Source organism: Streptomyces longisporoflavus (genome assembly GCF_014649775.1).
Classification (GTDB): Bacteria; Actinomycetota; Actinomycetes; order Streptomycetales; family Streptomycetaceae; genus Streptomyces; species Streptomyces longisporoflavus.
Window position 1 is genome coordinate 235509 of the sequence record NZ_BMTR01000013.1, and the last position, 21384, is coordinate 256892.

20 protein-coding genes are annotated in these 21384 nt (G+C 71.5%); 11 read left to right on the forward strand and 9 right to left on the reverse strand.

Annotation, left to right across the window (positions count from 1 at the left end; genetic code table 11):
• Positions 1-14: 14 nt before the first annotated feature.
• Together IE226_RS26415 and purU are read left to right on the forward strand one after the other, a co-directional pair.
• Positions 15-518: an SCO4402 family protein gene (locus tag IE226_RS26415; protein ID WP_190083863.1), complete on the forward strand. Its 504-nt coding sequence runs from the start codon at positions 15-17 to the stop codon at positions 516-518.
• 50 nt (positions 519-568) lie between these two features.
• Entirely contained in the window at positions 569-1453 is an 885-nt protein-coding gene (gene purU, locus IE226_RS26420) for a formyltetrahydrofolate deformylase (RefSeq protein ID WP_190083864.1), read from the forward strand.
• A gap of 41 nt (positions 1454-1494) precedes the next feature.
• Here purU and IE226_RS26425 read toward each other — a convergent pair whose 3' ends face one another.
• On the reverse strand, positions 1495-2823 hold the full coding sequence (locus IE226_RS26425) for a zf-HC2 domain-containing protein (RefSeq protein WP_190083865.1): 1329 nt from the start codon (positions 2821-2823) through the stop codon (positions 1495-1497).
• Positions 2820-3419, reverse strand: coding sequence for a sigma-70 family RNA polymerase sigma factor (locus IE226_RS26430; protein ID WP_190083866.1), 600 nt, complete (start codon positions 3417-3419; stop codon positions 2820-2822). The genes IE226_RS26425 and IE226_RS26430 overlap by 4 nt, the downstream gene beginning before the upstream one ends.
• Before the next feature lie 307 nt (positions 3420-3726).
• On the opposite strand from IE226_RS26430, the gene IE226_RS26435 reads away from it, so the two are divergent.
• Complete coding sequence (locus IE226_RS26435; RefSeq protein ID WP_190083867.1) at positions 3727-4101, forward strand: STAS domain-containing protein; 375 nt, start codon at positions 3727-3729, stop codon at positions 4099-4101.
• A 31-nt stretch (positions 4102-4132) separates the two neighbouring features.
• Here the strand turns inward: IE226_RS26435 and IE226_RS26440 are convergent, their stop codons facing one another.
• The 3 genes from IE226_RS26440 to IE226_RS26450 all read right to left on the reverse strand — a co-directional run bounded on the left by IE226_RS26440 (position 4133) and on the right by IE226_RS26450 (position 7669).
• Entirely contained in the window at positions 4133-6412 is a 2280-nt protein-coding gene (locus tag IE226_RS26440; RefSeq protein ID WP_190083868.1) for an ABC transporter permease family protein, read from the reverse strand.
• Positions 6409-7134: an ABC transporter ATP-binding protein gene (locus IE226_RS26445; RefSeq protein ID WP_229871549.1), complete on the reverse strand. Its 726-nt coding sequence runs from the start codon at positions 7132-7134 to the stop codon at positions 6409-6411. Before IE226_RS26445 ends, IE226_RS26440 begins: the two co-directional genes overlap by 4 nt.
• Positions 7135-7219: 85 nt before the next feature.
• On the reverse strand, positions 7220-7669 hold the full coding sequence (locus IE226_RS26450) for a hypothetical protein (protein WP_190083869.1): 450 nt from the start codon (positions 7667-7669) through the stop codon (positions 7220-7222).
• A 424-nt stretch (positions 7670-8093) separates the two neighbouring features.
• Here IE226_RS26450 and IE226_RS26455 point away from each other — a divergent pair, with 424 nt between their 5' ends.
• Positions 8094-8606: an EF-hand domain-containing protein gene (locus tag IE226_RS26455; protein ID WP_190083870.1), complete on the forward strand. Its 513-nt coding sequence runs from the start codon at positions 8094-8096 to the stop codon at positions 8604-8606.
• A 12-nt stretch (positions 8607-8618) separates the two neighbouring features.
• On the opposite strand, the gene IE226_RS26460 is transcribed toward IE226_RS26455, so the two are convergent.
• Positions 8619-10223, reverse strand: a complete 1605-nt coding sequence (locus IE226_RS26460; RefSeq protein WP_190083871.1) for a class I adenylate-forming enzyme family protein — start codon at positions 10221-10223, stop codon at positions 8619-8621.
• Between the two features lie 198 nt (positions 10224-10421).
• Between IE226_RS26460 and IE226_RS26465 the strand changes: the two genes are divergently transcribed.
• From IE226_RS26465 to IE226_RS26475, 3 genes are all read left to right on the forward strand, one after another.
• Positions 10422-11588 carry an acyl-CoA dehydrogenase gene (locus IE226_RS26465; RefSeq protein ID WP_190083872.1) on the forward strand — a complete coding sequence of 389 codons (1167 nt, stop codon included), beginning with the start codon at positions 10422-10424 and terminating at the stop codon, positions 11586-11588.
• An 8-nt stretch (positions 11589-11596) separates the two neighbouring features.
• A complete protein-coding gene (locus IE226_RS26470) occupies positions 11597-12487 on the forward strand; it encodes an acyl-CoA dehydrogenase family protein (RefSeq protein WP_190083873.1) in 891 nt (296 codons plus the stop codon).
• A 474-nt stretch (positions 12488-12961) separates the two neighbouring features.
• On the forward strand, positions 12962-13486 hold the full coding sequence (locus IE226_RS26475; RefSeq protein WP_190083874.1) for an ATP-binding protein: 525 nt from the start codon (positions 12962-12964) through the stop codon (positions 13484-13486).
• 428 nt (positions 13487-13914) lie between these two features.
• On the opposite strand, the gene IE226_RS26480 is transcribed toward IE226_RS26475, so the two are convergent.
• Complete coding sequence (locus tag IE226_RS26480) at positions 13915-14874, reverse strand: cyclase family protein (protein WP_190083875.1); 960 nt, start codon at positions 14872-14874, stop codon at positions 13915-13917.
• Positions 14875-14958: 84 nt separating this feature from the next.
• Between IE226_RS26480 and IE226_RS26485 the strand changes: the two genes are divergently transcribed.
• Genes IE226_RS26485 through IE226_RS26495 form a run of 3 tightly spaced genes read left to right on the forward strand, consistent with a single transcriptional unit; the run spans position 14959 to position 18237 of the window.
• Positions 14959-15870: an SDR family oxidoreductase gene (locus IE226_RS26485; protein WP_190083876.1), complete on the forward strand. Its 912-nt coding sequence runs from the start codon at positions 14959-14961 to the stop codon at positions 15868-15870.
• Positions 15871-15883: 13 nt separating this feature from the next.
• On the forward strand, positions 15884-17161 hold the full coding sequence (locus IE226_RS26490) for an acyl-CoA dehydrogenase family protein (RefSeq protein ID WP_190083877.1): 1278 nt from the start codon (positions 15884-15886) through the stop codon (positions 17159-17161).
• A complete protein-coding gene (locus tag IE226_RS26495; protein WP_190083878.1) occupies positions 17158-18237 on the forward strand; it encodes a Zn-dependent alcohol dehydrogenase in 1080 nt (359 codons plus the stop codon). Before IE226_RS26490 ends, IE226_RS26495 begins: the two co-directional genes overlap by 4 nt.
• A gap of 41 nt (positions 18238-18278) precedes the next feature.
• On the opposite strand, the gene IE226_RS26500 is transcribed toward IE226_RS26495, so the two are convergent.
• Complete coding sequence (locus IE226_RS26500; protein WP_190083879.1) at positions 18279-19289, reverse strand: GlxA family transcriptional regulator; 1011 nt, start codon at positions 19287-19289, stop codon at positions 18279-18281.
• A gap of 16 nt (positions 19290-19305) precedes the next feature.
• On the opposite strand from IE226_RS26500, the gene IE226_RS26505 reads away from it, so the two are divergent.
• Positions 19306-20727: an MFS transporter gene (locus IE226_RS26505; protein WP_373307033.1), complete on the forward strand. Its 1422-nt coding sequence runs from the start codon at positions 19306-19308 to the stop codon at positions 20725-20727.
• Here the strand turns inward: IE226_RS26505 and IE226_RS26510 are convergent.
• Positions 20720-21346 (reverse strand): flavin reductase family protein, encoded by a 627-nt coding sequence (locus IE226_RS26510; protein WP_229871550.1) that lies wholly within the window; start codon positions 21344-21346, stop codon positions 20720-20722. The two genes, IE226_RS26505 and IE226_RS26510, sit on opposite strands and share 8 nt — an antisense overlap.
• Positions 21347-21384: the final 38 nt, after the last annotated feature.

Sequence of the window (21384 nt, forward strand, 5' to 3'; positions counted from 1 at the left end):
GGAACGTACGATCGATGACCGTGCAAGGTTCGGAGAACTCTTCCCGTCGCGGCCGTCGCTCAAGCACCATGGGCGGCATGCCAACGAACGACATGCCGTGGTGGCGCTGGCGCAGCAACGTGCGCTCGGCGCTGCACATGCTCTCCGACCCGGGGTTCCAGCGTGACTGCTGGCTCGCCGGGCGCGAGGAGTACGGGGACGTGACCGACGCCGTGTACCGCCTTGTCGAGGACACGTGGCTCGACAACTGGTCCGCCGACAAGTATGTGGGGACGATCTTCCGTGACGCGGAGGAGGCGGCCCTCGTCGACGCCGCGGTGCTGCGGGTTCTGCGGATCATGCACGAGGTGGGGCCGGACGCGCTGGTGTCCGCCTATCTCGACCACCCGGGGTGGCCGGAGGCCGTACGCGCCGCCAGGGATGCCCATGTGCGGCTTGCCGTCAGTGACGGGGAGAACCCCGACGAAGCCCCACGGACGCTTGAGGTTCTGCGGATTCTGACTCGTTCCGCGAGCTAGAAGAGGCGCTGCGGACCGCGACCCGGCTCGATTGTGGGAACCTTGGGCGCATGAATGAGCCGTCCGTCGCCGCGTCCGCCGACCCCGCTGAGCAGTACGTCCTGACCCTCTCCTGCCCGGACAAGCAGGGCATCGTGCACGCCGTGTCGAGTTACCTCTTCATGACCGGGTGCAACATCGAGGACAGTCAGCAGTTCGGCGACCATGACACCGGTCTCTTCTTCATGCGCGTCCACTTCTCGGCGGAGGCGCCGGTGACGCTGGAGAAGCTGCGGGCGAGCTTCGCGGCGGTCGGCGACTCCTTCCACATGGACTGGCAGCTGGGCCGCGCCGACGAGAAGATGCGCGTCGTCCTGCTCGTATCGAAGTTCGGGCACTGCCTGAACGACCTGCTGTTCCGCTCGCGGATCGGGGCGCTGCCGGTCGAGATCGCGGCGGTCGTGTCCAACCACACGGACTTCGCCGAGCTCGCCGCGTCGTACGACATCCCCTTCCACCACGTCCCGGTGACCAAGGAGACCAAGGCGCAGGCCGAGGCGCAGATCCTGGAGCTCGTGCGCGCCGAGAACGTGGAGCTCGTCGTCCTGGCCCGCTACATGCAGGTGCTCTCGGACGACTTCTGCAAGCAGCTCAGCGGCCGGATCATCAACATCCACCACTCCTTCCTGCCGAGCTTCAAGGGAGCCAAGCCCTACCACCAGGCGCACGCGCGCGGTGTGAAGCTGATCGGCGCCACCGCGCACTATGTGACGGCCGACCTCGACGAGGGCCCGATCATCGAGCAGGAGGTCGAGCGGGTCGGCCACGACGTCACGCCGAACCAGCTGGTCGCGATCGGCCGTGACGTCGAGTGCCAGGCACTGGCGCGCGCCGTGAAGTGGCACGCCGAGCGGCGGATCCTCCTCAACGGCCACCGCACGGTCGTCTTCGCCTAGTCCGTTCGCCCTGTAAGCCGTAAGCCGTAGCCCGTACTGCTCTACATGCGGCTCAGTGACGCCGCAGCGAACAGGACGTCCCTGATCGCGCGGCGGTCGCCGTCCTGTCCGGCCGCCGCTTCCTCCGGCGAGACGTGGCCCGCGGCCAGGCGGCAGAATTCGACGCCGTCCAGCGCGACATGGGCCACCTCACGGTCCGCGGACGCGTCGGCGCCGGGGGAGTCGAGAGGGATGAACCATTCGCCGCCGCCCATCCCCTCGATCTCCAGGCGCAGGCTGCGGCCGGAAGCGCCCGCCGCCACCAAGCCGTGCGGCGGGGGCGCGAGGCCGGAGCGGCGCCGTTCGGCGAGGGTGCCGGGGAGCAGCCGGGCGGCGAGGTCGATCATGTGGTGCAGATGGCGCGGGGACGGCGGCTCGTAGGGATAGTCGACCGCCTCCGCGATGTCCTCCGCGTGGATCCAGCACTCGAAGGCGCGCTCCAGCATCGAGTCCCGCAGCGGCAGTTCGACGCGGCGGCCCTCGTCGTCCGGGGCGCTGTACGGCACGGTGAGGCGGCCGGACCCGGCGCCGTACGCACCGCCTGCCGTGAAGGACACCGTGCGGATCAGCTCGTGGGTCTGTGCGCGCCAGGGGCCGCGCACGCCGCGCGTGGGCGGGAAGTACGAAGCGCGCCAGTACGACTCGGTGCGGCCGCTGGGGTCGGCGGGCGGCGCCGCGTCGCTGCCCAGCGGGTCGTCGAGGCCGAGGGCGAGGGCGACCAGGCCGTCGACGGCGAGGAGGTGCGCGATCACCCCGGCCACCGTCGTCTTGCGACTGACGGGGCTGTCGTCGTCGAACCACCGCAGGCGCACCGGAGCGTTCCACTCCGAGTCGCCGATGTCCCGCAGGAGGGCGTCGAGGCGGGCGGTCTCCGCGTCGTACGGCACGGCCCAGTCGGGCACCGGGATGCGGGGCGGGCGCCGCCCGAGGCAGCTCTCGATGACGCGGTTGCGCAGGCCGGGATCGAGGTCGAGGCTCTCCTCCTGGTGCAGCAGGCCCACCGCGTCGCGCAGCCGCAGCGCCTCTTCCGCGCAGGGGCCGCAGTGGCCCAGGTGTTCCTCCACGGCGATGGCCTCCTCGACGGAGCAGGCGGCGAGCGCCCAGGCCCCGAGGAGAGACCGCAGGACCTGGTGGTCGAGGTCGACGGGGGCGAGGGGCGGGTCGGGCAGGGGGTTTCCGGTGTCCTCTATGGAGGTGCGCGGCAGCGGTATGCGCGGCGGCCTGCGGGCGCCGCTCTGCTCGTCCCGGCCCTTTGCGCCGCAGCCGTCGCCGTCGCCGCTCCCCGGACCGCTCGGTTCTTCGAACGGTTCCTGCCGGTCGGGCCCGCTCACAGCGCTCTCCCGTAACCGGGAGGCGGCCCCTGCGCGGGGTGCGGCTCCGCGGGTCCGGCGGCGTCGTTGGCGGTGGAGAGCAGTTGCAGCCCCAGGCGGAGGCGGCGGCGCGCCTCGTCCTCCGTCACGCCGAGGTCGGCGGCCGTCTGGCGGTAGTCGCGCCGCTGGAAGTAGGCGAGCTCCAGGGCGGCGCGCAGCGGGGCTGGCATGGCCGTGACGATGTAGTCCGCGCGGGCGGCCGCCGACGCGCGGCGCACCTTGCGCTCCAGGTCCTCCGCGGTGCCTTCCCCGCCGCGGGCCAGGGCCGCGGACTCGGTCTGGCGCAGCCGGCGGACGGCACGCTGGTGGGTGAGCGTGGCGACCCAGGAGCGCAGGGAACCCTGCTTGGGGTCGTACGCGTCGGGGTTCTCCCAGACGTGGGCGAAGACCTCGCGGGTGAGCCGGTCGGCGGCGTCCTCGTCCCCGAGCACGCGGTGGGCGAGGCCGTGCACGAGGGAGGCGAAGCGGTCGTACAGCTCCCCGAGTGCGGCGGCCTCTCCGTGTGCGAGGCGCTGCTGCATGCGGCGGTCCCAGCGACGCGGCGCGTCCTTCGCCATGCGGCCCCCTCTGCGCGTGCCGTGCCTTGCCGTGTCCTGCCCGTGCCTTGCCCTGCTCGTGGCAGCTGTCAATCGCCCGTGGCGACTATCCATCGAATGTAGTCGCCACCACCGACAACGCACTCCCTTTGTGGCAAAGTGCACCGGCGCCCGGCCTCGGATGATAGAGACCGGCGTTCCTGGTGTTTCATGGAAGAGAGGTGGGGCAGCCGCGAGGTACGCAGGAAGCGTAGGGAGTGCTTCCGCATCGACGAGGCGAGCTACGGACGAGACGGACGAGCGGTATCAGCGAGCGAGAGGCGTGCGAGTGACGCTGCAGGTGGCCGTGGACGAGCAGGACGGCTGGGCCGTCCTGCGGGTGTCCGGCGAGATGGACCTGGTGACCTCGCCCGTCGTGCGCCAGCGCGTGCACGACGCGGTGGCCGACGGCCGGCACAGCCTCGTCCTCGACCTGTCCGACGTCCTCTTCTGCGACTCCAGCGGCGTCGGCGTGCTCATCGCCACCCGCCGCCTCTTCCGCTCCTGCCAGGGACGCCTGCGCCTGATACTGCCCGCGCAGGGCGCCGAGGACGGCTCCCACGTGAACCGCGTCCTCGCCGCCCTCGGCGTACGCCGCCTCTTCGAGGTCTTCCCGGACGTGGCCGCCGCCGTGGACGACGGAGCGACGCCACTGTCCGCGTGACGCCGCCCCCGCACACCGCGTAACCGGCGCCTCAGTCCCGCCGGATCAGCTCCGGGTCGATGCGCCGCCCCACCAGCGGCAGCGTCCCCGCGACCGCCAGGACGAGCACCCCGGCCATGGCCGCGACCAGGAGCGGAACCCCGGCCCCGTCCCAGAAGATCTCGCCGCCGCCGGTGACCAGATAGGCGGACTCGGCCAGCTTCCCCGCGACCAGCGCGAGCACCAGACCCACCGCCAGCGGAAGCACGACCTGCGTGCACTGCACGAGCCGCAGCGTGCGGGCCCGCGCGCCGATCAGGGAGAGCGCCGTGACCTGGGGACGGCGCTCCACCGCCCGGTCGGTGACGGAGACGAGGAACGCCGCGACGCCGATGACCAGGCCCATCACCATGCCGAGCGCGAGCAGCGTCTCGATGACGGTGATCTGCTGGAGTCCGTCGATGTTGATGCCCGCCGGGTCGACGTCCGCCGTGGGCGCGATGGCGCCGATGCGGTCGAGGACGTCCCGTACGGTGCCGGGGTCCGAGCCGCTCATGAGGACGAGCGTGGCCGCGGTGGGCAGGGCGTGCGCCGGGAGCTCGGAGGGCGGCACCAGGAGGCCGGGGCTCGGCAGGTTGGTGACGTCGTACCCGTCGAACAGGACGGTGTCCTCGGGGGCCTCGGGCACCTTGACCTTCATCGAGGTGCGCTTGCCGTCCCGCTCCAGCGCGTACGTGGAGGTCTTGACCGGGGACTCGGCCACGTTCGGGTCCTGGAGCCTGAGCACCTTGCCCTCCTCGCAGCCCGCCGCGTGCTCCGTCAGCCTGGCGAACTGGGCGCAGGTGGCGACCAGGGCCGGAGCCTGCCAGTCGCCGCCCTCCTTGGTGGGGTCGGTGTGCGGGTCCATCACGATCGCGTCGGCCCGCACCGCCGGAATGTCCCGCAGCCTGTCCTGCTGCTCCTCGCTGAGCTGCGAGAGCCGCAGGCCGTACTCCTGCACGGGCGAGTCGGAGCGGGTGATCTGCTGCTCCTCCACCAGGACGCCCTGCGCGAGCGACGCGGAGAACACGAGCAGGACGAGCCCGGTGACCACGCGCATCGCGCTGCCCGGCTCGACCTCGTTGCGCCGCATGGCCAGGCTCAGGGCGAGATTGCCGGAGCGGGCCAGACGCCTGGCGATGCCGTACGAGAGCAGCGGCATGACCGTCACCAGACCGAGCCCGGTGAGCAGCACGCCGCCGGGCACCAGCAGGGAGTTGATGCCGGTGCTCTGCGCGGGGTTGGCGGTGAGGCCGGTCGCGCAGTAGCCGGTGACGATGCCGAGCCCGGTGACCAGCATCAGGCCGCCCCAGACGCGGGGGGCCCGCGGGGCCGCGGTGCGCCGGGTGCTCAGCGGGTTGGTGGCCGCGGCCCGCGCGCTCGCCCGGCCCACGAACCAGGAGAGCGCCGTGCAGCCGATCAGGCAGATGGCGATGGTGGACGCGGAGAGCGCGCCGTCGGCGGGGTACCACTTCAGGCCCGGAAGTCCGGTCCTCGCCATGATCTGGTTCAGGAGCCAGAACTCGCCGAGGCCGAGCAGCGCCCCCAGGAAGGCGGCGACGACGGTCTCCGCGGCGTTCACGCGCTGCGTGCCCCTGGCGCTCAGACCGAGCAGCCGCAGGGCCGCGAGGCGGCGGTTGCGGCTGGCGGCGGAGAGCTTGGCGCAGACCGAGAGGAAGACGCCGAGCGGAAGCAGCACGAGGGCGGCGAGGGTGAAGCGCAGGATGTCGAGGGTGGACTTCTCGACGGCCGTGGTGGGCGGGTGCTCGGAACCGAAGCTCTTCAACGCGCGCGCGTCGTCGCCGAGTTCGTCCTTGGTGGTGCCCACGTAGGCGTACAGCTCGTTCGGGTCCGTCAGGCCGGAGGGGCCGATCAGGCCCTTCTCCTCGCCGGGAAGCAGCCCCTTGAGGCCGGGCTCGTGACGGAGCTGGTCGTGCAGCGCGGGGGAGACGAACACCTCGCCGGGGGCGGGCAGTTCGTCGAGGCCCGGCGGTGGCTGCACCGCGGCGCCGTCCTTGCCGCGGGCGAGGAAGACGCGGCTGAAGGGCTTCGAGCCGTGCGGGTCGGAGCGCTCCAGGACGAGCGTGTGCCGGCCGGACTTCTTGCCCGCGTAGACCTGCGGGTCACGGTCGGCGGCCCGCCCGTCGTGGGCGCCCAGGATCGAGGGGATCGTCAGGACGAGCGCGAGGCAGCACACCCCCAGCGAGCCGCCGAGGGTCATGAGCAGGAAACGTACGCGGGTGCCGCGCCCGGAGCCGAACAGGAGCCGCAGGCCGAGCAGGAACTCGCTCATGCCGAAGCGCCCTTCGCGGCGAGGACACCGTCGGCCATCGTGTAGTTGCGGTCGGCCTGCGCGGCGACGTTCGCGTCGTGCGTGACGAGCAGGACGGCGGTGTCCTGCGAGCGGGCGAGACCGAGGAACTCCTTGAGGACGGTGGCGGCGTTGGCGCTGTCGAGGGAGCCGGTCGGCTCGTCGGCGAAGACCACGGCCGGCTGGTGCACGAGCGCCCGCGCCACGGCGACGCGCTGGCTCTGCCCGCCGGACACCTGGGAAGGACGCCGCTCGCGCAGGTCGGCGATCCCGAGGCGGTCGAGCACCTCGGCGGCGGCCTTGAGCGCGGGGCGCTTGCGGGTGCCGGCCAGGCGAAGCGGCAGGGCGGTGTTCTCCTCGATGGTCAGCTCGGGGAGCAGCTCGCCGTACTGGAAGACGAAGCCGAAGCGCTCGCGGCGCAGCGCGCTGATGTCCTCGTCGTCGAGCTCGCCGTACGCGCGGCCCTCGAACCGCACCTCGCCGCGCGCGGGCGGCAGTACGCCCGCGAGGCAGTACAGGAGCGATGACTTGCCGGAGCCGCTCGCTCCGGTGATCGCCGCGATCTCCCCGCGCGCCAGGGTCAGATGGGCGTCACGGACGGCGGGCGTGGAGCCGTAGGAGAGGTCGACTCCCGTGGCGCTGAGGACTTCTGAGGTACCGGGCGTACCCGGCGTATTGGTCGGCGTACTGATCGCTTCCCCCAAGAAGGCGAAGGGCCCGGGGCGGGGGCCCGGGCCCGGTGTGCGTGCGTGGCAGCTGGTCAGTGCTGCCGCTTGGTGCCTTTGGTGACTACCGCTTGTAGTGCTTGGTCACCGAGCAGTTGTCCGGGTGGAAGGAGCCCCGGTCGCGGCAGGCGCGTATCCAGGCGTCGCTGGTGTAGCGAGCGGCGCCGTCGTACACGAGCTGGTCCTTGTGGACCGTCTTCTTCTGCTTGCCGTTGAACCGGTTCCAGTCGTAACCCTCGACCTTCACCTGCACGTAGACATTGTGGCCGTCGCCGGCCGAGGTGTCCTGAAGGTCGCCCTTCCAGTGGAAGGCACCGTGCTTGGCGCCCGGCGCCTCGAACTTGTAGTAGCCGTTCTTGAACTTGACGCCGCCGCTGGAGAGCGTCGGAATCTTGTGCCACGAGGCAGTCGCCTCGACATCCCCGCTACCCCCGTTCGCGGTAGCGAAAGCGGTCCCCGCGCCCGTCAGGAAGAGCCCCGCTGCGAGGGCGCCGACGGCCAGCTTCCGATTCATTTGTGTTCTCCCGTTTTTGTTGGTCGCCCCTTGTTTGATCAAGGGGTTCAGGAACGTAACACCCGGCTGTGACACGAGCAGTTGAGATTTGCCGCGCACGGTCCGTCCGGCGCGGATCACTGTGCGTTCGCTTTGCGCGTACGTAAATGATCTTTGGTTTGATCATGACGCTCGGGAGGTTTGAAACGCGGAGAGTCGCCGCGTGGAAGCGCTGACATCGACGGGGAGTGAGGGAAGGTCAAGAGAGACCCAAAAGATCATCAAGGGCCGGCTCCTGGTACAACCTCTCTTGTCCCGGTCTTGGCACAAGCATCGGCTTCCCGTCTCCGGGCGATCGCCGACGACGTACGCTCGCTGCCAGAGACACCCGGGGAACCCCCCGTGCACACGCACCCAACCGCAGAAGTGAGGCGGCCCGAACACCATGGACAGTGCCGAGTACGAGCGTAAGATCGCGGCCCGTTTCACCACCTTCGACCAGGATGGCAACGGCTACATCTCCCGTGAGGACTTCAGCACGGCGGCTGTCGCCCTGCTCAGCGAGTTCGGCGCCACGGCGCGCTCCGAGAAGGGCCAGGCGCTCTATATCGGGGCCGAGGCCTTCTGGCAGGGCATGGCCGGGATCGCCGACCGCGACGGCGACCAGCGGATCACCAAGCCGGAGTTCGTGGGCGGCGCCGTGAAGCGCCTGCGCGACAACCCGGCCCGGTTCGCCGAGATCGCGCGCCCGTTCCTGGACGCCACGATCGCCCTCGCGGACGGCGACGGGGACGGATCGGTCAGCCCCGAGGAGGTCGAGCGCGCGCTGAAGGCCCTCGGCGTCCCCGCGGACGTCGCGAGCGCCGCGGGCGGCTCGCTCGACACCGACGGGGACGGACGGGTGACGGAGGAGGACATCGTCGCGGCTTTCGCGGCGTACTTCACCGTTCCCGAGTGATCCGGCCGGCCGTCAGCCGCGCGCGAACCGCTCCCGCAGCTTGTACTTGAGCACCTTGCGCAGCGTCTCGTTGCGGGGAAGGGCCTCCACCACCTCCAGTTGCTCCGGCAGCTTGTACGGGGAGAGCCCTTCCCCGCGCAGATACGCGGTCACGGACTCCAGCGTCAGGCCGCCGGTGTCCTCGCCGGTGTCCTCGTCCCCAGGTCGCCGTTCGATCACCGCGCAGACCCGCTCGCCCCGTTCGGGGTCCGGGAGCCCGATGACGGCCGCGTCCCCCACTGCCGGATGCCGGTGGAGCAGGTCCTCGATCTCCTTCGCGGAGATGTTCTCGCCCTTGCGGATGATGATGTCCTTGGCCCGCCCGGTCAGGACCAGATGGCCCGTCGGCCGTACGTGCCCCAGGTCGCCCGTGATCAGGAAGCCGTCCGCGTCGAAGACCCCCGTGTTCTGCTCGGGGTCGAGGTAGCCCCGGCACACCGCTTCCCCGCGCAGCCGCACGTCCCCGTCGACCCCGGCGGGCACCTCCTTGCCGTCGGCGTCCGTGATCCGGATCTGCATCCCGTCCGGCGGCAGCCCTTCCGTCGTCGCCAGGTTCCCGGCGGTGTCGTCCGGCGCCCCCATGGTGATCATCGGCACCTCGGTCATGCCGTACCCGTGGGTGAGCTGACAGCCCATCTCCCGTACGACCGCGTGATAGATCTCCGGCGGTTTCGGCGCCCCGCCGCCCGCGAGGAGGCGCAGGGTCGGGATGAGCTTCTCGCCCGGCGCGAGCTTGCGCTGCTCGGCGAGGAACATCGAGTAGAACGCGGTGGAACCGCCCGCCACCGTCACGCCGTGCCGCCGGTAGCCGTCGAGGGCGTCCGGCAGCGCGAAGAGCTCGAACATCACCGCGGGGAAGCCGTACAGGAGCAGCATCACCGTGTAGTCGGGGCCCGCGATGTGCGCGAAGGGGAACGCCATCGAGCCCACGTCGTCAGCCGACAGGTGCAGGGCGTGCGCGAGGCAGGAACCGCCCGCTATCAGTGAACGGTCGGTGTGCAGCACGCCCTTGGGGTCGGACGTCGTGCCCGAGGTCCAGTAGATCCAGCGCACCGATGTGCCGTCGGAGGGCGGTGCGGGCAGCACGGATGGGTCGCCGTCCGGCAGGTCCTCGTACGCGTACGCCTGGAAGACGCCCCGTGCGCCGAGCCGGTGCGCCATCTCCGTGTGGTCGAAGCCGCGCCACACCCCCGGCACGGCGAAGAACTCGGCCTTCGACTCCCGCAGGGCGAAGCCGACTTCGCGGTCGCGGTAGAAGGGGATGACCGGCGACTGGACCGCGCCGACGCGGGCGAGCGCGAAGGAGAGCAGGGCGGTCTCGATACGGGTGGGCAGTTGCCAGGCCACGACGGTGCCGGGGCGCACGCCCATCTCGTAGAGGCCCGCGGCCACGCGTTCGCAGCGGTCGCGCAGTTCGCCGAAGGTCAGCGTCCGGTCGTCCGACGCATCGGCGGCGGCCTGGATCAGGACGGGGGCGTCGGGCGTGAGGGCGGCGCGGCGTTCGATGAGCTCCCAGAGGGTGCGGGAGGCGCCGAGTGCGTGCGCGGTCTCGTTCCCCGCGCTCTCATGGGTCCTCATGTGATCCCCTCGCGACCGGAGTCCGGCGTACGGACCAACGTAACTGACGGGCGGTCAGATCGTGCCGAGAGCGTAAGGCTCACCGCCTTGTCGGTCCAGGGGTGCGGAGCTAGCCTGCGTTCTGACGGGCCATCAGATAGGCCGGTGGGGCCGCAGGGATGACCGGAGGGAACACCATGACGGACGAGCGGACCTGACGTGGACCTCACCTGCACCGAGGAGGAGGAGTCCTTCCGGGCCGGCCTTCGCGAGTGGCTGGCCCGGACGCTCCCCGGGCTGCCGCCGCGCCCCGACCCGACAAACTGGCCGGGGCGGCGCGCGTACGACACGGGATGGCAGCGCAGGCTGTACGACGCCGGCTACGCGGGACTGCACTGGCCCCTCGACGCGGGCGGCCGGGGTGCCACGCCCACCCAGCACCTCATCTTCCTGGAGGAGACGGAGAAGGCGGGCGCGCCCTACGTAGGGGCGAACTTCGTCGGCCTGCTGCACGCCGGGCCCACCATCGCCTCCGAAGGGACCCCGGAGCAGCGGGCCCGGTGGCTGCCGCCCGTGCTGCGCGGCGACGAGGTCTGGTGCCAGGGGTTCAGCGAGCCGGACGCGGGCTCGGACCTCGCGTCGCTGCGCACGCGCGCGTGGCGGGACGGCGACGACTACGTGGTGAGCGGTTCCAAGATCTGGACCTCGCACGCGGAGGTCGCCGACTGGTGCGAGCTCCTCGTGCGGACGGCACCGGTCAGCGAGGACGTGCCCAAGCACCGCGGCATCTCCTGGCTCGCCATGCCGATGGACGCCCCCGGCATCACGGTCCGCCCCCTGCGCACGCTCGCGGGCTCGACCGAGTTCGCCGAGGTGTTCCTCGACGAGGTGCGGGTGCCGGTCGCCAACCGGGTCGGCGCGGAGAACGACGGCTGGCGCGTGACGATGGTGACGCTGTCGTACGAGCGCGGGACGGCCTTCGTGGGCGAGGTCGTCGCCTGCCGCCGCGTCCTCGCCGATCTCGCCCGCGAGGCCCGCAAGAACGGCCGCTGGGACGACGCGGTCCTCCGTCGCAGGCTCGGCAGGCTGAGCGCGGAGTTCGGGGCGCTGTGGCGGCTCACGCAGTGGAACGTGAGCGAGTCGCAGCGGGCGGGGACCGGGGTGCCGGGGGTGGGCGGCTCCGTCTTCAAGCTGCGGTACTCGCACGCCCGCCAGGAACTGTACGAGGCCGCGGGCGAGGTCCTCGGGCCCGGCGCGCTCGACCTGGGCCACGAGTGGACCCTGGACCGGCTCTCCTCCCTCTCGTACACGATCGCCGCCGGGACCTCGCAGATCCAGCAGAACATCGTGGCCGAGCGGATACTCGGCCTGCCGAAGGGGCGGTGAGGGGCCGGGTGGACTTCCAACTGAGCGAGGACCAGCGGGCCTTGCGGGACGGCTTCCGGGACCTCCTCGCGGGGCGGTTCGACGGGACTGCCCTGCGGGCCGCCGTGGACTCCGGGGCTCCCTCGCTGGACCGGGCCCTGTGGCGGGAGCTCGGGGACGCCGGGTTCTTCGCGCTGCGGGTGCCGGAGGAGGAGGGCGGGGTCGGACTCGGGCTTCCGGAGGCCGTGTTGATCTTCGAGGAGGCGGGCCGTGCGCTGCTTCCGGGGCCGCTGGTGGCGACGTTCCTCGCGGCGCGCGATGTCGAGGGGGCGGCGCGGGGGGCGGTCGTGGTGACGTCGGTGCTGACGACCGCCGACTCCGGCGGGCTCGTGCCCTGGCTCGACGAAGCGGACGTGGCCCGGGGGGACGTCTCCGGCGCCGTCCCCCTGCGCTCCGTCGATCCGCTGACGCCGCTGCACCGGGTGCCCGGCGGCGGAGGGGCGGCGACCCCGCGGCAGCCCGAAGCGGACCTCCTGATCGCCGCCGAGCAGTTGGGAAGCGCCGGGAAGACCTGCGAGATGGCCGTCCGGTATGCCCGAGAACGTACCCAATTCGGGCAAGCCATCGGGGCTTTCCAGGCCGTCAAGCATCTCTGCGCGCAGATGCTCGTCCGTACCGAGATCGCCCGCGCGGCCGTGTACGCCGCGGCCGTCACCGGTGACGCACCGGAGATCGCGGGCGCCAAGCTGCTCGCCGACGAGGCGGCGGTGCGGGGCGCGCGGGATTGCCTGCAGGTGCACGGCGGGATGGGGTTCACCTGGGAAGCCGACGTGCATCTGCATCTGAAGCGGGCCTGGGTGCGGGCCGGCCTCGGGCAGTCGGCGGCGGAGGCGGAGGAGGAGCTCGCGGCGGCTCTGTGAGGCCTGCGCCTCCGTGAGGCCTGCGGGGCCCATGGGGCGACCGGGTGGCGGCTGCCATACGGAGAGTGATCGACTTGTGGGATTCCCGGAGCGGGAGGAGGCTACTGAGCGTCGATATCGGGTTGTGTCCTATGCGTGACTCGTCACGGCATGGAGTCGGGCTTCCGCTCCGGTACCTTGTGTGAGATGCGAGTGGTTCTGAGGTCGAGCCATGCCGGTGTTGCCACTGAGGCGGCGCCGGGTCCGGCGATGCGTACCGCTCGCAGTGCAGGAAGGGGCCATATGCCCGCCTGTTCGACCCCCCACAGCGCGCGTCGCACAGTATGCCGCACGCGTACTCCTTCGCGCTGGAATATGCCTGAAGCGCTTGTTGGGGTGACTGAACGTCAACCATGCTGTCTCTCAAGGGGATCACGTTCCGTGACCCCTTGGAGTCGCGAGGCGATGTGTCCGCCGGTTCGGATGGTGTGAGCGGTGCAGGTGCTTCATGTTCAGCTGGAAGTCAGGCCCGACCCCGCAGAGGTGGGACGGGCCAGGAGGTGGGCGCGTTCTCGGCTCGCGGGTTCCGGGATACAGGTCGATGAGCCACTGGCCGAGACGCTGATCCTGCTGATCTCGGAGCTGGTCACCAACGCGGTGGTGCATACGGGCTGCCCGGCCGTACTGCGCATGCGGCTTCCCGACGCGCCGGCCGCCCCCGACGCCGGGGAAGCGGCGGGGGACGCGGGCGCCGCCGGGACCGCGCAGGCGGGGCCAGGGACGGTCCGGGTCGAGGTCGCGGACGCCAGCGCACGGCCGCCGAGGCCGCGGCACGCGGACGGCGACGCGACCAACGGCCGTGGCCTGGAACTCGTCGACGGCCTCGCCGACCGCTGGGGCTGGCAGACCGAAGGCGCGGGCAAGAGCATCTGGTGCGAGGTGGACCGGTGCGAGTCCGGCGTCGAGGCGGTCGCGTTCGACGGGACGACGTACGAGGACGTGGCGTACGAGGCCGTCTGACCTCCGCGGGGCGCGCAGGTCGCGCAGGTCACGCAGGTTGCGCGGGTCGCTCAGGTTGCGCGGGCCACGCGGCTCCCGGATGTCGGTGCCGGGCGCCCGCATGCGCCGCTGCGTGCCCCGATGCGCGGCCGTGCGCGGTCGGTACAAAAGCGGCATAATTCCTTAATCGCCAGACGGGTGTTGACGTACCGTGTCCGATTGATCACGCTTATGTGCAGCGATTCGCCGCGAGGGGACGTCGAGGGACAGTGGCCTGTGGCCCGACCTTGACGAGATGTGGGTCGCCGACGGCGCCGGTCCCTTCGTGGCCTCGGGAGGCAGGACTCGCGCGCCGGAGCCGGATGGCGGCGCGCGGCAACGTGCTCGGGCGGGCTCGTGTGCCGTGGCGCCGCCATCCGAAGGCTCCCGAGGGAAATTCGCTGCCGAATTCACAGCACCGCGACCGGGGCCACAGGTGTTCCCGTGCCGCCGATGAACGGCTCCGGCGTCGCGGAGAGCAGGAAGCTGTAGCGGGAAACTTCTGCACAGGCTGTGGACAACTTTTCCAGATTCCAGTTCTGGCCCTGCAACATGCCCATCTCGACCAGGTGGAGCGCGTGCACGGGCAGCCAGAGGTTCTCCGTCTCGGGCGGGAAGATCTCGAAGGTCAGCGTGTCGTTGGCGACCGCCGCGACATCCCGCGCGTGGAACCACTCCGGGGTGCGGATCGAGAGGCCGGGTGACGGGTATGCGTACGCGTGTTTGTCGCAGGCGAGGTAGGTCTGGATCTGCCCGGTCCGTACGAGGACGATGTCGCCTGCGCGGACGGTGGCCCCCGCGAACTCCTCGGCCTGTTCCAGGTCTTCGGGGGTGACCGCGTGATCGCCGGGCAGTCGGTCGACGCCCTTGGCGCGGGCGACGTCGAGCAGGACGCCGCGCGAGACGAGGTGCGCGACCTTGTCGATGCCGCTGAACCGGGCGCCGGTGTGGGCGGTGATGGTGTCGGCGGGGCGGCCGTTGTAGATCTTCCCCGAGTGTGACGCGTGGGTGAGGGCGTCCCAGTGGGTGGCCGCCTGTAGACCCATCGTGACCGCGTCGTCGCTGGTGGCGACCGTGCCGGGGCCGAAAAGCTCCTGATTGATCTGCACCATCGTGTGCAGCGGATTGATCCGGCCCGGTATCAGCCCCGTCTGGACGCCGTCCTCCTTGAGGGGCAGCGCGAGCGGGACGCGGCGGCCGGTGCGGATGGTGGCGGCGGCCTCGCGCACGATCTCGTCGGTGATGAGGTTGAGGGTGCCGATCTCGTCCTCCGCGCCCCAACGGCCCCAGTTGTTGACGCGCTTGGCGATGTCGTGGAACTCGGGCGGAAGGGCTGATCCGGCGCTGCCTGTGGATACCGAGTCTGACATGGGTCCTCCGCGGGGCTTGTCTTCTGGTGTCTGCCGGGCCATAAAATCTAACGGTCCGTCAGAAACCGCGGGAAGGGGCCGGACGTGGGGAACTTCTTGGCAGGCAAGGTGGTGGCCGTCACCGGCGCCGGGCGGGGCATCGGCAGGGCGGTCGCGCTCGCCGCGGCGGCCGAGGGCGCGAAGGTCGTCGTGAACGACTACGGCGTCTCCATGGAGGGCGCCGAACCGACCAGCGAGATAGCCGACGCCGTGGTCAAGGAGATCCAGGCCGCGGGCGGGGAGGCCGTCGCCGTCGCCGACGACATCTCGACCATGGCGGGCGGGCAGCGGATCGTGGACATCGCGCTCGCCGAGTTCGGACGGATCGACGGTGTGGTCTGCGTCGCCGGGATCCTGCGCGAGCGGATGCTCTTCAACATGTCCGAGGAAGAGTGGGACCCGGTGGTCGCCACGCATCTGAAGGGCACGTTCACCGTCTTCCGGGCCGCGTCGGCGGTCATGCGCAAGCAGGGGACGGGCACGCTGATCGGCTTCACCAGCGGCAACCACCAGGGTTCGGTGGCGCAGGCCAACTACAGCGCGGCCAAGGGCGGGATCATCTCCCTCGTGCGCAGCGCGGCCCTCGGCCTGCACAAGTACGGGGTGACCGCCAACGCGGTCGCGCCGGTCGCGCGGACCCGGATGTCCGCCAACGTGCCCATGGAGCTGAAGGAGATCGGGGAGCCGGAGGACGTGGCCGCGCTCGTCGTCTATCTGCTGAGCGAGCGGGCCAGGGCGGAGAAGATCACCGGGCAGGTCTACACGGTCGCCGGGCCGAAGATCGCCGTGTGGGCGCAGCCGCGTGAGCTGCGGGCCGGGTACGTCGAGGGCGGCTGGACCCCGGAGAAGATCGCCGACTTCCTGCCGGGGACGGTGGGGGTCGACCCGATGCCGATGCTGGCGCAGCTGGAGTCGATGGCGAAGGCGGCTGCCGCCAAAGACCGGCCGAACGCGTAGGCCGGGGGCGGCGGTGGAATTCGGCTTCGGCCCCGGGGACGAGGAGTTCCGCGCGGAGGCGCGGGCGTGGCTCGGCGAGCATCTGAGGGGGGCGGCGTTCGCGGAGGCCGTGGGGCGGGGCGGGCCCGGCAGCGAGCACGAGGGGGCGGCGCAACGCCGTGCCTGGGAGCGGGAGTTGGGGCGGGGCGGATGGATCGGCTTGGGGTGGGGGTCGGGGGAGGGACCGGGGGGTGTGAGGGCCGGCCCCGGTGCGGGGCTGGGTGCGGGTTCTGACGCGGGGCCGGGAGTGGGGCCGTACGGGAATCGGCGGGCGACGCTGACCCAGCAGGTCGTCTGGGCGGAGGAGTACGCGCGGGCCCGGGCGCCCGGACGGTACGGGCACATCGGTGAGAACCTGCTGGCCCCGACGCTCCTCGCGCACGGCACGCGGGAGCAGCAGGACGAGTTTCTGCCGCCGATCGCGCGCGGCGACGCGCTGTGGTGCCAGGGGTACAGCGAGCCCGGCGCCGGGTCGGATCTCGCGGGGCTGCGGACGGCGGCGGTACGGGACGGCGACGCCTACCGCGTCACCGGGCAGAAGATCTGGACCTCGCTCGCGCACGAGGCCGACTGGTGCTTCGTGCTCGCGCGTACGGAGGCGGGGTCCCGCGGTCACCGGGGGATTTCCTTTCTGCTGGTGCCGATGGATCAGCCGGGGCGTATCGAGGTGCGGCCCATAAGGCAGTTGACGGGGACGAGCGAGTTCAACGAGGTCTTCTTCGACGGCGCGATCGCGCGGGCGTCGCACGTCGTGGGGGGCGTCGGCAACGGGTGGCGTGTCGCCATGGGGCTGCTCGGATTCGAGCGCGGGGTCTCCACGCTCGTGCAGCAGATCGGGTTCGCGCAGGAGCTTGAGGGCGTGGTCCGGGAGGCCGTCGACAGCGGGGCCGCCGACGACCCCGTGCTGCGGGACCGGCTCGTACGGCAGTGGGCGGAGTTGCGGGTCATGCGGTGGAACGCGCTGCGTACGTTGGGCAGTTCGGGGGGCGGCGCGGACGCGGGGGCGCCGAGCGTGGCCAAGTTGCTGTGGGGCCGCTGGCATCAGCGGCTGGGGGAGCTGGCCATGGGGGTGCGGGGGGCCGCGGCGGCGGTCGGGCCCGCGGACTGGAGCGAGGGCTCCCCGTACGAACTGGACGCACTTCAGCGGCTTTTCCTCTTCACGCGGGCCGACACCATCTACGGCGGCTCGGACGAGATTCAGCGGAACATCATCGCCGAGCGCGTGCTCGGCCTGCCGAGGGAGGCGCGATGAGGGGTGTCGTTTTCGACAGGAGCAGGGCCGGGGGTATCGGGGGTGGCGGGGCCGAGGTCGTCGATGACCTGGAGGTACGGGATCCGGGGCCGGGGGAGGTGTTGGTGGCCATCGCGGCCGCGGGCCTGTGCCACAGCGACCTGTCGGTGATCGACGGGACCATTCCGTTTCCCTCGCCGGTGGTGCTCGGGCATGAGGGGGCGGGGGTGGTGGAGACGGTCGGTGCGGGCGTGACGCATGTGGGCGCGGGTGATCACGTCGCCCTTTCGACCATCGCCAGCTGCGGTACGTGCGGGGAGTGCAACCGGGGGCGGCCGACGATGTGCCGGCGGGCCATCGGGATGCCGGACCAGCCGTTCTCGCGGGGCGGCGAGCCGGTCTACCAGTTCGCCGCGAACTCCGCCTTCGCGGAACGCACGGTGGTCAAGGCCGTGCAGGCCGTGAAGATCCCGCAGGACATTCCGCTGACGTCGGCGGCTCTGATCGGATGCGGGGTGGTGACGGGGGTCGGTGCTGCCCTGAATCGCGCGAAGGTGGACCGCGGGGACAGCGTGGTGGTGATCGGTACGGGGGGCATCGGGCTGAACGTGCTGCAAGGGGCGAGGATCGCCGGGGCCACGCGGATCGTTGCGGTCGACGCCAACCCCGGGAAGGAGGGGGTCGCGCGGCAGTTCGGCGCGACGCACTTCTTCTCATCGGTGGAGGCGGAGGGGGTGCGGGAGGTGCTGCCGACGGGGGCGGACCATGTCTTCGAGTGCGTGGGGCGGGTCGAGCTGATCCGCCGGGCGGTAGACCTCCTCGACCGCCACGGCCAGGCGATCCTCCTGGGGGTGCCGCCGGCCACGGCCGAGGCGTCGTTCCTGGTCTCGTCGCTGTTCCTGGACAAGTCCATACTCGGCTGCCGTTACGGGTCCGCACGACCGCAACGCGACTTCGCGCTGTACGCGGAGCTGTACCGGGAAGGCCGCCTCCTCCTCGACGAGCTGGTGACGGAGACGTACCCGGTGGAGGACTTCGCCAAGGCGGTGGGCGACGCGGAGGCGGGGCGGGTGGCGCGGGGGGTACTTACGTTCTGAGCGGGGGACTCACATTCTCAGGGGCCTCGCAGGGGGAGTGGTCAAAGGGTCCGGCGTGCGAACGTGCGGCGGTACGCCGTGGGGGTGACGCCCAGGGCCGTCTGCAGGTGCTGCCGCATGGACTGCGGGGTGCCGAAGCCCGACCCCCGGGCGACCTGGTCGACGGAGAGGTCGCTGGACTCCAGGAGATGCCGGGCCCGCTCCACCCGCTGCTGCGCGAGCCACTGCCCGGGACTGATGCCCACCTCCTCGCGGAACCGGCGCGTGAAGGTGCGCACGGACATGGACTCCTGTTCCGCCATGTCACGGAGCTGGATCGGCTCGTGGAGGCGGGCGAGCGCCCACGCCCGAGCCGAGGCCGTGGTGGCCAATTGCGGTTCAGGGACGGGGCGTTGGATGTACTGGGCCTGCCCCCCGTCCCGGTGCGGAGGCACCACCGTACGGCGGGCGACGTCGTTGGCGACCGCCGATCCGTGGTCGCTGCGTACGACGTGTACGCAAAGGTCGATCCCCGCCGCCACCCCGGCCGACGTCAGTACGTCCCCGTCGTCGATGAACAGCACCTCCGCGTCCACCTTGACCTGCGGGAAAAGGCGCTGGAAGTGCTCGGCCGACGCCCAGTGCGTCGTCGCCGCGCGGCCGTCGAGATAGCCCGCGGCGGCGAGGACGTAACCGCCCGTGCAGATGGAGATGAGGCGCGTGCCCGGCTCGATGTGGGCCAGGGCCGCCGCCAGTTCGTCGGTCAGGCGGCCTTCCTCGTAGACCGGACCGAGTTCGTACGAGGCCGGGATCACGACCGTGTCGGCGGTCGCCAGAGACTCCGGGCCGTTCTCCACGAGGATCGAGAAGTCGGCGTCCGAACGCACCGGGCCCGGCGGGCGGACCGAGGCCGTCACGGTCTCGTACAGCCGCTCGCCGTCGGCGGTCCGCGCGCGGCCGAAGATCCGCTGCGGGATGCCGAGCTCGAAAGGGATGACGCCGTCCATGGCCAGGACCACCACGCGGTGCGGGGCGCTGCCGGTAGCTGAGGCGGCTGAAGCGGCTGAGGGCATGGCCCGATCCTAGCCAATGCTGTCCTCTCGGCCACTCGTCCGGGCAAGCGGGAATCCGGATGCTGTTGCCGTGACCCAGACAGACGTGAATCAGCCGGTCGAGCCGACGCCGGGGGAGCCGACGCCGACGGGTGAGTCGGTGCCGGCGCCGGTCGTGGAGGCGGCGCGGCGGCGTCGTATCCATCGTGCGTGGTTCGTCGCCGCCGTGACCTTCGTGACGATCATCGGCGCCGCGGCGTTCCGGTCCCTGCCGGGGCTCCTCATCGGCCCGCTGCACGACGAGTTCCACTGGTCGCGCGGCACGATCGGCCTCGCCGTCTCCATCAACCTCGCGCTGTACGGCCTCACCGCGCCGTTCGCCGCCGCGCTCATGGACCGTTTCGGTATCCGCAGGGTGGTGGCGGTCGCGCTCGTCGTGATCGCGGTCGGCGCCGGCGCCACCGTATGGATGCAGCACGCCTGGCAGCTGCTGCTGTGCTGGGGGCTGCTCGTCGGGCTCGGCTCGGGGTCCATGGCGCTCGCGTTCGCCGCCACCGTCACCAACCGGTGGTTCACCACGCGGCGCGGACTCGTCACCGGCATCCTGACGGCCGCGTCCGCCTCCGGGCAGCTGATCTTCCTGCCGCTGCTCTCCTGGATCGTGAAGACGCACGACTGGCGGCCGGCCGCGGTGACGGTCGCCCTTGCCGCGCTCGCCGTCGTCCCCTTCGTATGGCTGCTGCTGCGCGACCACCCGGCGGACGTGGGCCTGAAGCCGTACGGCTCCGAGGAGTTCGTGGAGAAGCCGCCGCCCGCCACGGGGGCCGCGCGGCGTGCGGTGACCGTGCTGTTCAAGGCGGCCCGTACCGGCCCGTTCTGGCTGCTCGCCGGGACCTTCGCCATCTGCGGCGCCTCGACGAACGGGCTCATCCAGACACACTTCGTGCCCGCCGCGCACGACCACGGCATGCCCATCACGGCCGCCGCCTCGCTCCTCGCCGTCATCGGCGTCTTCGACGTCGTGGGCACGATCGCGTCCGGCTGGTTCACGGACCGCTTCGACGCACGTCGGCTGCTCGCCGTGTACTACGCGCTGCGGGGCATCTCGCTGCTCTTCCTGCCGCTGCTGCTCGACGCGACCGTCCACCCGCCGATGATCTTCTTCATCGTCTTCTACGGCCTCGACTGGGTGGCGACCGTGCCGCCCACCCTGGCCCTGTGCCGCGAGCAGTACGGCGACGACAGTGCCATCGTCTTCGGCTGGGTGCTCGCCTCGCACCAGGTGGGTGCCGCGCTCGTGGCCGTCATCGGCGGCGTGGTGCGGGACGCCTTCGGGTCGTACGACGTGATGTGGATCGCCTCGGGGGCACTGTGCGCGGCGGCGGCGCTGATGGCCCTGGTCATCCGGAGGGTCCGCGGCGACGAGGTGACGGCCGCGCGGCCAGCCGCACTCACGTAGCGAACGTGCCGAACTTTCCCCGGTGGAACAGGAGCGGGGCGTCGTCGTCGGTGGCACCGAGGGCGTCGACGCGGCCGACCACGATCAGGTGGTCGCCCCCGGTGTGCACCGCCTGGATCGTGCAGTCGATCCAGGCCGGTACGCCGGCCAGGCGGGGCGAGCCGGTGACGGGCGCGGGGTCGTGGACGACGCCGGCGAACTTGTCGGCACCGCTCACCGCGAAGGCGCGGCACAGTGCGCCCTGGTCGGCGCCCAGGACGTTGACGCAGAAGACGCCCGCGCGGGCGATGCGGGGCCATGTCGTCGACGTACGCGCGACCATGAACGAGACGAGGGGCGGGTCGAGGGAGAGCGAGGAGAAGGACTGACAGGCGAATCCGGCCGGGGCCGAGCCCGGCTCGCCTTCGGCTGCCGGTGCCGTGACAACGGTCACGCCGGTCGCGAAGTTCCCGAGGACACGCCGGAATTCACGCGCGTCGAGCGGCGCCCGCTCGTCGTCACCGACCGCCCGCAGCTGCGGACGCGGACGCGGGAGGACTTCGACCGGCCCGGTGGCGGTCGGTGCTCCGACCGACCTGAGATATCGGACGGCGGTGGCCGCCATCCCTGCATGTCCCATCACACTGACCATTGAAGCTGACGGGCCGTCAGATTGGA